The sequence below is a fragment of the Verminephrobacter aporrectodeae subsp. tuberculatae At4 genome (assembly GCF_000193225.1).
Taxonomy (GTDB): Bacteria; Pseudomonadota; Gammaproteobacteria; order Burkholderiales; family Burkholderiaceae_C; genus Acidovorax; species Acidovorax aporrectodeae.
This window is the reverse complement of record NZ_AFAL01000965.1, coordinates 1-9,460: the sequence shown is the minus strand read 5'-3', so window position 1 is coordinate 9,460 and position 9,460 is coordinate 1. Positions and strand designations below refer to the sequence as shown.

Genomic DNA, 9,460 nt, shown 5'->3' with positions numbered 1-9,460 from the left:
CGATGGCCAGCGCTTGCAGCGTGTGGCGCAGTGCCAGGGTCTCGCCCGGTGGTGTCAGGTTCATCTGCGTCTCCTCGTCCGCCGTCCTCAGTCCGGCCAATACAGGCGCCCGGGGTTGTCCACCAGCAGTTGCTGCAACACGGCAGCGTCGTCGCTGAAAAGAGGCAGCAGGTCAACCAGTTTGCCGTCGTCGGGCATCTCGCGCACGCTCGGGTGCGGCCAGTCGGTGCCCCAGAGCACACGCTCTGGCGCAGCCTCGATGAGTCGGCGCGCGAAGGGCACGGCGTCTGCGAAGGGCAGGCCCGCAGCGCGGGAGAGAAGCTGCGAAGTCCGCTCCGCGCCGCTGAGCTTGACCCAGCAGCGCGGGTCCCGCATGAGCGCGAGCAAGGCCTCGAAAGGCGCTTGCTGCAAGCCGTTCTGCGCCAGCACGCGGCCCATGTGGTCGATCACATAGGGCAGTGGCAGCGCGTCGAGGAACGGGCGATAGACCGGCAGGTCCTGCGGATCGAAATGCAGGACCAGGTGCCAACCCAGCGCGTGCACGCGCTGGGCCAGACTGCGGACCGCGTCCAGGTCCGGCGCCCCGCCCAATCGGCGCACGAAGTTGAAGCGCAGTGCGCGCACGCCGCCCCCGTGCAGGGCCTGCAACCCGGCGTCGCTGATCGACGCGGGAACCATCGCCACGCCCCGGTAGTTCCCGGGGGACTGCGCGATGGCGTCGAGCATCGCGCGGTTGTCGTGGCCATGCACGCTGGCCTGCACCAGCACGGCACGTTCGACGCCGAGCAGGGCATGCAATGCGCGCAGCTGCGCTGCCGGAGCGTCCGTCGGTTCATAGCTGCGCTGGGGCGAATAGGGAAAGCGCGCGGCCGGGCCGAACACATGGCAATGCGCATCGCAGGCACCGGGGGGCAAGCGAAACGTCGGCCGGCCGGGATTCGGGTGGGGCGGCGGATTGCGCGGCCCCGGTGTGCTGTGGTCGGTCATGGTGCGCCCATCTTTTCATCGGGCGGGGGGCACTGCAATCGGGAATTTCGCAGTTTTCACCAGAAGAAAAGTTGTCCGCTGGCCAAGAGCGCGCTGGCGGCGCTGTGGGGCCGATCGGTTCAGTAGGCTCTGGCGAAGATTGCCCACTGGTCCGTGGGTTTTCCCGTGAACAAACAGGCGCTGCGGCGCTGTGCTTGCTCGAAGGGAATGCAGCGCACGGAGACCTTCAGGGCGGCAAGCTGCGCGGCGATGCGCGGATCGTCAACGAACGGGCAGAGCGCGAAGCCGCCGTGAATGCCCTCTTCCGCCCCCGCATACCAGCGCTCGAATTCCTCGCGCTCGGTGATCTCGCGCGTGTGCTCGCGGCGAAAGGCCAGCGCGCGCTGGAACAATCGGGACTGCATGTCTTCGAGGATCTCGCCAATGCTTGAGACGAACTGCTCGTGCGCCATCGATTCACGCTGCTGGGCCGGGCGGTCACGCCGGCCCAGCGTGACGCTGCCCGCGTCCAGGTCGCGCGGGCCTATTTCGAGGCGGATGGGCACGCCGCGCTTGATATGCGACCACGTCTTGCCGCCGCCGCCCATGTTGCGCGCATCGATCTCGACGCGCACCCGGCCTTCGCCAAAGGGCTGCGCGCGCAATTCCTTGGCCAGCCGCTCGCAGTATTCCATCACCCGAACGCGGTCGGCCTCGTTGCGCTGGATCGGCAGGATGACCACGTGGTGCGGCGCCAGCCGCGGAGGGATCACGAGGCCGTCGTCGTCACCGTGGGCCATGATCAGCGCGCCGATCAAGCGTGTCGAAACGCCCCACGAGGTCGTCCAGGCGAATTCCTCCTGGCCCGCCTCGTTCTGGAACTTGATTTCGGAGGCGCGTGCGAAGTTCTGCCCGAGGAAGTGCGAGGTGCCAGCCTTCCACTTCGCGAATGCCGCACCGATGATGGTTTCGCTGGTCGGACGCACGATCAGCGGCTCCTCCAGTTCGCCGGCGGGTTGCAGGCCGCCACCGGGTTTGGCCTCGAGCCTGCGGTGCGTGACGACCGCGCACTCCTTGGCAAATCCCTCGACGTGGGCGGCCTCTTTCTCGAAAAAAGAAAGGGGAATGAACAGCGGGAAATAGACGTTCTGGTGCCCGGTGTCCTTGAACATCCGGTCCAGGGTTTGCTGCATGTTCTCCCACAGCCCGTATCCCAGGGGCTTGATGATCATGCAGCCGCGCGCCGGTGACGTTTCCGCAAGGTCGGCTTCCCGAATGACCTGCTGATACCACTCGCTGTAGTCTTGTTCGCGCGTCGGATGGATGGCGTGCATGAAGGATCGGGGCTTGTTGGGCGGGATGCCGGCCGACGCCGGCGCGCCCCGTCAATATTCCCAGAAAATGCGTTGCAGCTCCTTGCTGTCCCGTGCCTTGGTGAGCGCCACCATGGCCAGAATGCGCGCCTTTTGCGGACGCAGGTCGTGCGCCACCACCCAGTCGTACTTATCGTCGGGCTGCTCGGCGTTGCGCAGCACGAAGCCGTCGGGGACGCGCGACGAGCGCACGATCTGCACACCCTGGGCGCGCAGGGCCTTGAGCGCATCGACCGCCTGCGCCGCCACCGAACCATTGCCCGTGCCGGCGTGAATCAGCGCCTTCACGCCCGCCTTGCCGTAGGCCTCGATTCCCGTGGTGTTCATGTTGCCGTAGCCGTAGACGATGTCCACCGCAGGCAGGGTCTCGATGGCGTCGATGTCGAACTCGGAATGGACGGTGTGGCGCTTGACGGGCGCGCGGAACCAGTAGTTGCGGCCTTCCACCACCATGCCCAGCGGGCCCCACTGGCTCTTGAACGCCTCGGTCTTGATGTTGATGCTCTTGGCCACGTCGCGGCCGCTCTGGATCTCGTCGTTCATGGTGACGAGCACGCCCTTGCCGGCCGCGTCCTGGCTGGCCGCCACGCTCACGGCGTTGTACAGGTTGAGCGCGCCATCGGCCGACAGGGCCGTTCCGGGGCGCATCGAGCCGACCACCACGATGGGCTTGGCGCTGTGCACCACCAGGTTCAGGAAGTAGGCGGTTTCTTCGAGGGTGTCGGTGCCGTGCGTGATCACGATACCGTCCACGTCCGCCTGCTTGGTCAATGCCGAGACACGCCGGGCGAGCGTGAGCAGGTGTTCGTTGTTGAAGCTCTCGGACGCAGTCTGGAAGACCTGCTCGCCCGTCAGCCGGGCCACGCTGGCGAGTTCGGGCAGCCCTGCCAGCAGTTTTTCGACCGGCACCTTGGCAGCGACGTAGGTGACGCTGTTCAGCGTGGATGCGCCGGCGCCGGCAATCGTTCCGCCCGTGGCCAGAACCACCACGTGGGGTTTTGCGGCCTGGGCCTGGGCCAGGGCAAGGGCCGAGGCGGCGGATAACAGCAGGCCGGCGAACCAGCGGTGAGCGGGTTGTGCGATGCGCATGAGAAGCTCTCCTGAACGGGGTTTGGGATGGGGTGCAGGGGCGGTTCGTCGCGTTTCTGCGCACAGGGACAATGCGCGTTTGCGCCGCCTGCACGATGGTACGGTGGAGAACCGCATACCCGCAAGCTATTTGCGCCGCCTGCGCAAATAGTACGGCATCCCATGCGGGCCTGCGGCGCCTCCCATGAGGCGCTCAGGGCGCCGCCACTGCTGCGCGCTCCACCGCCGGTAGTGGCGCCAGGTTCCCGCCGCTGCTTGCGGCTTGCGCGCGCGAGACCATGACCTGGTCGATGCGGTGGCTGTCCACGTCCATCACCTCGAATGTGTAGCCACCCCAGTGCACGCTGTCGGTGCGCCGCGGCACCCGGCGCAGCATCACCATCAGGAAACCCGCCAGGGTCTCGTACTCCCCGGCGTGCGGCAATTCGTCGAGAGACAGGGTCCGCAGCACGTCCTGGATGGGCGTGACACCGTCGATGAGCCACGAATTTTCGTCGCGCTGCACGATCTGCTCCTCGTCCATGGGGGCGATGAGATCGCCCATCACGGTGCTCATCACGTCATTCAGGGTCACCACGCCGACCACCAGGCTGTATTCGTTCACGATGACGGCAAAGTCCTCGTGCACCTGCCGGAACTGTTCCAGCACCTCGGACAGCGTGAGCCGGTCCGGCACGATGAGCACCTTGCGCACCAGGCTGTCGTCGGCCAGCGAGATCGGCTGGTCATTCAGCACGCGCTGGAACAGGTCCTTGGCGTCCACGTAACCCACCACGTGGTCGATGTCGCCCTCGCAGACCGGATAGGTCGAGAACGGTTCGGCGGCAATGCGCAGGCGGATGACGGCGTCCGGGTCGTCGCGCAGGAAGAAGGCGACGCTGTCGCGCGGTGACATGGCGCTGGAGACGGTGCGCGTGTCCAACTCGAATACGTTCGTGATCACCTGCTGTTCGCGCACAGCCAGCACGCCGGCCCGCGCTCCCGCGTCCATCATCGCCAGGATGTCGTCCGAGGTGATGCTTTCGTCGCGCAGCGAGGACAGCCCGAACACGCGAAAAAGCGCGTCGGCGCCGCGGCTGTAGAACCATGTCAGCGGACGCAGGAGCGCCATGCAGCACGCCATGGGCCGTGCCAGCCGCAGTACCAACCGTTCCGGTTCAGCCATTCCGAGCCGCTTGGGGAACAGGTCCGCAAGCAGGATGAAGAGGGAGGCGATGATCAGAAAAGACACCAGGACCGCGCCGGTCTGGGCCACTGGTTCGGAAAACCACAGGCTGAGCAGGGCGTGGAAATGCGGGCCGAGCGCGCCCTCGCCCACGATGCCGCCGAGGATCGCGACGGCGTTTTGCCCGATCTGCACCACGGTGAAATAGTCCCCGGGCTGCTCCTGCATGCGCAGCACCCGGTCCGCGCGCGCGTCCCCTTCGTCGGCCATCTGCCGCAGGCGCAGGCGGCGCGCTGCGGCAAGCGAAATCTCGGCCATGGAGAAGAAGGCGCTGGCTACGATGAGCACGCCAATGGTGAAAATACTTTGGGACAAGGTCATGACGGGCTCGGCAGTGGTGGGACAGAACACACTCGTTTGGCCTCCCGTCAAGTGTAGCGGCGCGCCCCGGTTGGACGCCACACACCCCGTGGGCCAGCGTGCAGGCGGCCCACGGCCACCCCGCAGTCCAGCTCACAGACCGTAGGTCAGCGCCCGCGCCTTGCCCCAGAAAACGCGATACATGTAGATCGTGTACGCAATGATCACCGGCAAGGTGATGGCCACGCCCACGCCGATGACGGCCAGCGATTCGGTCGCGCTGGCCGCTTGCCAGACGGTGATCCGGTCGATCACGATGTACGGGTAGATGCTGTACGCCAGCCCGAAGAAGGCCAGAACGAAGATCGCCACCGTGGCCACGAAAACGATCCAGCCGTAGCCCGCCTCGAGCACGTGCGGCGCGCGCAGCACGTGGCGGATGGCGAAGAAGGCGGTCGCGCAGGCCAGCGCAATGGGCAGCAGCGCAAACAGTTCGGGCAGCATGAACCACTTGGCAGACACCGTCTGGCTGACCAGGGGGGAGGCCAGCGAGATTCCCGTGAGGGCAAAGCCCATGGGCCACAGCACCCTCCGGCCCCAGCGGGCGGCCTTGCGTTGCAGGCTGCCCTCGGTCTTCATGATGAGCCAGCCCACGCCCAGCATGGCGTAGGCCGCAGGCAGGGTGAGGGCGATGCCGGCGGAAAACAGCAGGCTCCAGGCGTCGTTCTGGAAGCCCGTGATGTAGGCGCCCAGCATCCAGCCCTGGGCCAGCGAGGCGAGCAGCGAGCCGGCGGCAAACAGGCGGTTCCAGGTGGTCTTGTGCGTGTCGCGCGCCTTCACGCGAAAGTCGAACGCCGTGCCGCGCAGAATCAGGCCCACGAGCATCAGCGCCACGGGCAGGTACAGGGCCGAGAGCACCACGCCGTGCGCCATCGGAAAGCACACCAGCAGCATGCCCACGCCCAGCACCAGCCAGGTCTCGTTGGCGTCCCAGAAGGGGCCGATGCTCGACACCATCACGTCCTTTTCGGTGTCGGATGCGTAGGGCAGCAGGATGCCCACGCCCAGGTCGTAGCCGTCCAGAATCACGTAGACCAGCAGGGCCAGGCCCATCACGGCCATAAAAATCAGGGGCAGGGCATACGCCCAGTTCAGCGTATTCATGGGAGGAAACTCCTTGCTCGCAAGTCAGAAATAGGGGAAGGCGGAAGGGCGCCGGATGCCCGCCTCATGTGCCCATGGCGCCCGGGGCCGTGGGAAGCGGCGCGGCGGGCGGGAGCTTGGCCGGGTGTTCGGCCATGTACTTGATCACGCCCACATAGGCCAGCAGCAGCAGGACGTACACCACGAGGTAGGTCACCAGCGTGCCGGCGACCATGCCGACGGGGTGCGGCGCCACGGCGTGCGCCGTCTCGAGCAGGCCGTACACCAGGTAGGGCTGGCGGCCGATCTCGGTCACGCACCAGCCGGCCAGCGTGGCGACCCAGCCCGAGAACGTCATTCCGACCAGGGCGTAGAGCAGCGGCCGGGGCAGACCCGCCAGGTCTTGCCCGCGGCGGCGGTACAGCACCAGGGCGCCCGTCCAGGCCATGGCGAGCATCAGCAGGCCCACCCCGACCATCACGCGAAAGCCCCAAAACACGGGCGCCACGGGCGGGTGCGCACCGGGAAATTCGTCCAGTCCCCGCAGCTGCGCGTCGGGGTCGTGCGCCAGGATCAGGCTCGCGGCCTTGGGGATCTGCACGGCGTAGTCCGTGCGGCCTTGCTGCTCATTGGGCAGACCCAGCAGCGTGAGCGGCGCGCCCCTTTCGGTATGCCAGATGCCTTCGATCGCGGCGATCTTCGCCGGCTGGTGCTCCAGGGTGTTCAGGCCGTGCGCGTCGCCCATGAGAATTTGCAGCGGGGTCGCGATGGCCACGGCGATGATCGCCGTGCGCAGCGCCCGGCGCGTGCCTTCGGTGGCCGTTGCGCGGATGAGCTGCCAGGCGCTCACCCCGGCGATCAGAAAGCCCGCGGTCAACGCCGACGCGAGCAGCTTGTGCCCCAGGCGGTAGGGGAAGGAGGGGTTGAACACGATGGCCAGCCAGTCCGCCGCGTGGAACTTGCCGTCGATGAGCTCGTAGCCTGCGGGGGTCTGCATCCATGAATTCAGGCTCAGAATCCAGAACGCGGACAGCGTGGTGCCGAAGGCCACCATCAGCGTGGCGACGAGGTGCACCCGATCGGACACGTGGCCCCGGCCAAACAGCATGATTCCCAGGAAAGTGGCCTCCAGAAAGAACGCCGTGAGCACTTCGTAGCCCAGCAGCGGCCCTGCGATGTTGCCCACCTGCTCCATGAAGCCCGGCCAGTTGGTGCCGAACTGAAAGCTCATGGTGATTCCCGAGACCACGCCCATGGCAAAGCTCAGGGCAAACACCTTGGTCCAGAAGTAGTAGGCCTGCTCCCAGCCCAGCGCGGCAGGGGTGCCCCGCGTGGCCGTGTGGCGCAAGCGGAAGAACACCAAAAACCAGCACAGCGCGATGGTGATGCTCGGAAACAGGATGTGAAAACTGATGTTCGCCGCGAATTGGATGCGCGACAGCATGAACGTGTCCATGGCCTTACTGGGATCCCCCTTGGAAGCGCCACCCTGGTCGGTCAGTCTTGGGCACGCGGGTGGCGGCCGTGCTCAAGCCCATGCGTCGCAGCGCGGGGTGTCTCGTCGGGCAATGCCGTGCGCAGCATCGACGGCCCGAGCCCGTTCGCGTAGCGCCAGCGCTCTTCGAATTCAGTACGCGGAAAAAATTCCGCGCATCCCTGGACGCCGCGAGGTATTCGCGCCGGTCATCCGGCTGGTGGCGGCGCTGGGGCGAGCCGCCAGGCTTGCAGTTCCTTGGCGTCCCGGGCTAGATGGATGTTGGAGCGCTTGGGGCAACGCCGTCCGCATTCCAAGCGGGCGCGGCGACAAAGAAGAAAGAGACGAGCGCCTACATCTGGCCAACGGGGCGATTGCTGCCCCAGCGGCTGCCGATTTCGCCGATTTCGCCGAAATGAGCCATGAATTGACGGTCCAGTGGAGGAAAAGTTTTGACAGAAGTCATGACTGCGTATTGTGCCCGTGTTTTTAAAACCCGCTAAACGGCAGGGATTGCACCGCTGCGGGGCGCCATCGGACTTGGGACCACCACGCCGCACCCTTGAAACCCCTTGGGCCGCCCATAGATCACGCCTGCCGGTATCGGCGGAACGTGCCGCCGGGCCTATTGCATTTTTCGTATCGACCAATTTCACCGAGAGAAATACCCTGTCATGAACAAGCAAACCCTGTCGTTTCAGGCCGAAGTGGCGCAACTGCTGCACCTGGTCACCCACTCCCTGTATTCCAACCAGGAAATCTTCCTGCGCGAGCTGATTTCGAATGCTTCGGACGCCTGCGACAAGCTGCGCTTTGAAGCCCTGAACGATTCCGCCCTGTTCGAGGACGCGCCGCATCTCGAAGTGCGCGTGGCCTTCGACAAGGACGCCAAGACGCTGAGCATCACCGACAACGGCATCGGCATGAGCCAACAAGAAGCCATCGAGCACCTGGGAACCATCGCCAAGAGCGGAACCCGGGACTTCATGGGCAAGCTCTCGGGCGACCAGAAGCAGGACGCCCAGCTCATCGGCCAGTTCGGCGTGGGCTTTTACTCGGGCTTCATCGTCGCCGACAGGATCACGGTGGAGTCGCGCCGCGCCGGCCTGAAGGCCGCCGAGGGCGTGCGCTGGGTGAGCGGCGGAACGGGCGATTTCGAGGTCGAGACCATCGAGCGCACCGCACGCGGCACCTGCGTCATCCTGCATTTGCGCGACAGCGCCGAGGAATACCTGAACAACTGGAAGCTCAAATCCGTCATCGCCAGGTATTCCGACCACATCAGCCTGCCCATCCTGATGGAAAAGGAAGAGTGGAAGGACGGCGAACTCATCAACCCCGGCGACGAAAACGGCGGCCGCCAGCCCGGCAGCATGCTCAAGACCGGCGAGTGGGAAACCGTGAACAAGGCCAGCGCACTGTGGACCCGCCCCAGGAAGGACGTGACCGAAGAGCAGTACACCGACTTCTACAAGACCATCAGCCACGATTCGCAGGCCCCGCTGACCTGGGCGCACAACCGCGTGGAAGGCAGTACCGAGTACACGCAGCTGCTGTACATCCCGGCCAAGGCGCCGTTCGATCTGTGGAACCGCGACAAGAAAGCGGGCGTGAAGCTGTACGTGAAGCGCGTGTTCATCATGGACGACGCCGACTCCCTGCTGCCCACCTACCTGCGCTTCGTCAAGGGGGTGATCGACTCGTCCGACCTGCCGCTCAACGTGAGCCGCGAACTGCTGCAGGAAAGCCGCGACGTGCGCGCCATCCGCGAGGGCTCGACCAAGCGCGTGCTCAGCATGCTGGAAGACCTGGCAAAACACGACCGGCATGACGCCGCTGCGGCCACGGCCGACGGCGTATCCGACGCGGCCGAGGTCGTTGACGCCGACG

At 65.9% G+C, this 9,460-nt stretch carries 7 protein-coding genes; 1 reads left to right on the top strand and 6 read right to left on the bottom strand.

Annotated elements, in window-relative coordinates:
- Positions 1-87: 87 nt before the first annotated feature.
- The 6 genes from VTU_RS0123415 to VTU_RS0123390 form a co-directional block, all read right to left on the bottom strand.
- Positions 88-987 carry an amidohydrolase family protein gene (locus tag VTU_RS0123415; protein ID WP_010109920.1) on the bottom strand — a complete coding sequence of 300 codons (900 nt, stop codon included), beginning with the start codon at positions 985-987 and terminating at the stop codon, positions 88-90.
- Positions 988-1,106: 119 nt separating this feature from the next.
- On the bottom strand, positions 1,107-2,300 hold the full coding sequence (locus tag VTU_RS0123410; protein WP_010109919.1) for a His/Gly/Thr/Pro-type tRNA ligase C-terminal domain-containing protein: 1,194 nt from the start codon (positions 2,298-2,300) through the stop codon (positions 1,107-1,109).
- A 51-nt stretch (positions 2,301-2,351) separates the two neighbouring features.
- Positions 2,352-3,428, bottom strand: a complete 1,077-nt coding sequence (locus VTU_RS0123405) for an asparaginase (protein WP_010109918.1) — start codon at positions 3,426-3,428, stop codon at positions 2,352-2,354.
- Positions 3,429-3,621: 193 nt separating this feature from the next.
- Positions 3,622-4,974 carry a polyamine export protein PaeA gene (gene paeA / locus VTU_RS0123400; RefSeq protein ID WP_010109917.1) on the bottom strand — a complete coding sequence of 451 codons (1,353 nt, stop codon included), beginning with the start codon at positions 4,972-4,974 and terminating at the stop codon, positions 3,622-3,624.
- A 132-nt stretch (positions 4,975-5,106) separates the two neighbouring features.
- On the bottom strand, positions 5,107-6,117 hold the full coding sequence (locus tag VTU_RS0123395) for a cytochrome d ubiquinol oxidase subunit II (RefSeq protein ID WP_010109916.1): 1,011 nt from the start codon (positions 6,115-6,117) through the stop codon (positions 5,107-5,109).
- A 64-nt stretch (positions 6,118-6,181) separates the two neighbouring features.
- Entirely contained in the window at positions 6,182-7,552 is a 1,371-nt protein-coding gene (locus VTU_RS0123390) for a cytochrome ubiquinol oxidase subunit I (RefSeq protein WP_010109915.1), read from the bottom strand.
- 692 nt (positions 7,553-8,244) lie between these two features.
- On the opposite strand from VTU_RS0123390, the gene htpG reads away from it, so the two are divergent.
- A partial coding sequence (gene htpG / locus VTU_RS0123380) for a molecular chaperone HtpG (protein ID WP_010109913.1) occupies positions 8,245-9,460 on the top strand: 1,216 nt, incomplete at its 3' end.

Bases quoted from the DNA above. Each gene is read 5' to 3' on its own strand.
- VTU_RS0123415 (WP_010109920.1), bottom strand. From the start codon at position 987: ATGACCGACCACAGCACACCGGGGCCGCGCAATCCGCCGCCCCACCCG.
- VTU_RS0123410 (WP_010109919.1), bottom strand. From the start codon at position 2,300: ATGCACGCCATCCATCCGACGCGCGAACAAGACTACAGCGAGTGGTAT.
- VTU_RS0123405 (WP_010109918.1), bottom strand. From the start codon at position 3,428: ATGCGCATCGCACAACCCGCTCACCGCTGGTTCGCCGGCCTGCTGTTA.
- paeA (WP_010109917.1), bottom strand. From the start codon at position 4,974: ATGACCTTGTCCCAAAGTATTTTCACCATTGGCGTGCTCATCGTAGCC.
- VTU_RS0123395 (WP_010109916.1), bottom strand. From the start codon at position 6,117: ATGAATACGCTGAACTGGGCGTATGCCCTGCCCCTGATTTTTATGGCC.
- VTU_RS0123390 (WP_010109915.1), bottom strand. From the start codon at position 7,552: ATGGACACGTTCATGCTGTCGCGCATCCAATTCGCGGCGAACATCAGT.